Source organism: Streptomyces sp. NPDC002130, assembly GCF_040296465.1.
In the GTDB taxonomy this organism is placed as follows: domain Bacteria; phylum Actinomycetota; class Actinomycetes; order Streptomycetales; family Streptomycetaceae; genus Streptomyces.
In genome coordinates this window covers 1-1,225 of record NZ_JBEOXI010001010.1, presented here as the reverse complement: position 1 = coordinate 1,225, position 1,225 = coordinate 1, and the positions used below count along the sequence as shown (strand labels likewise).

2 protein-coding genes are annotated in these 1,225 nt (G+C 61.3%); both read left to right on the top strand.

What is annotated here, in order from left to right; translation table 11 throughout:
• Positions 1–159: 159 nt before the first annotated feature.
• Positions 160–543, top strand: a complete 384-nt coding sequence (locus tag ABT116_RS47895) for a PDDEXK family nuclease (protein ID WP_502984093.1) — start codon at positions 160–162, stop codon at positions 541–543.
• Positions 543–1,225, top strand: a 683-nt coding sequence (locus tag ABT116_RS47890) for a hypothetical protein (RefSeq protein WP_351647769.1), incomplete at its 3' end; no start/stop codon positions are given. The genes ABT116_RS47895 and ABT116_RS47890, both read left to right, overlap by 1 nt.

Below are 1,225 nucleotides of genomic sequence, written 5' to 3'. Positions count from 1 at the left end.
ACCCGGACACGGTAGCCGTCATGTCGATGGGCTTTTGCTATCCAGGCAAAGCCAGGTCGGGCGATAAACCACCGAGATCCGAATGTGCATCTCATTGGCATGGGGCACTGAACGATCGTTTACTCGACGTCCGACTCACGGGTGCGCCAAGTAGGTTTCATGATCCGCGAGACCCGCGGCGTCAAGCTCGGCTATTCACCCGATGGCCTGGTCGGCGACGACGGGTTGATCGAGGTCAAGTCGCGCCTGCAGAAGAAGCAGGTCGAAACCGTTCTTTCCGGCGAACCGCCGGCCGAGAACATGGCCCAACTCCAATGCGGCCTATTCGTCTCCGGCCGCGAATGGATCGACTACATCAGCTACTCAGGCGGCATGCACCTGTGGGTGACCCGCGTGTTCCCGGATCAACGTTGGTTCGACGCCATCGAAGCGGCGGTTCAAGGATTCGAGAAGAGCGCCGCCGAGATGATTCGCCTCTACGAACAGTCGGTCGTCGGATTCCCGATGACCGAGCGAGTATTCACAGAAATGGAGTTCGACTAATGGACGTCGATTTGATTGCGGCAGCAGCTCCGCGATCCGACCAGATCAACGCCGACGACCTCATTGCCGGCCCGCAGATCGTCACCATCACTGAGGTGCGTAAGGGCAACAGCGAGCAGCCCGTCGAGATCGTCACCGCTGAGTTCGGCCCAGATCGTCCGTATCGACCAGGCAAGAGCATGACCCGCGTCCTGCTAGAGGTGTGGGGGCCGAAGTCTGGAACGTACGTCGGTCGGAGACTCAAGCTGTACCGAGACCCGGAAATTACGTTCGGGCCCAGCAAGGTTGGCGGGATCCGAATCAGTCACATGACGGACCTCGACAAAGCGAAGGCGATCCCGCTCACCAAGACTCGCGGCAAGAAGGAGCTTTTCCGGGTCGAGCCGCTACCCAGCGGCCTGCAGATCATCTCCGCCGAGGAGGCCGGCGAGATCGCAGCAGCCATCGAAAAGGCAGCCGACCGCGCGGAGCTCAATGCGATCGGCGCGCAGCTCAAGGCCTTCGACCTGGCCGACCATCGTGGACGCCTACAAGGGCTGTGGAAGTCGCGACTGTCCGAGCTGGAATCCGCCCCAAACCTGGACGCAAAACCGGAACCTGATCAGGGCACGGCCCCGACTCTTCGGGATCGTCTCGTCGCGGCACTGGTCAGTGAAGGCAAGGCCGACGAGCCCGAACAGGT

Excerpts from the sequence above, each read along its gene's own strand:
- ABT116_RS47895 (WP_502984093.1), top strand. The coding sequence starts at position 160 with ATGATCCGCGAGACCCGCGGCGTCAAGCTCGGCTATTCACCCGATGGC.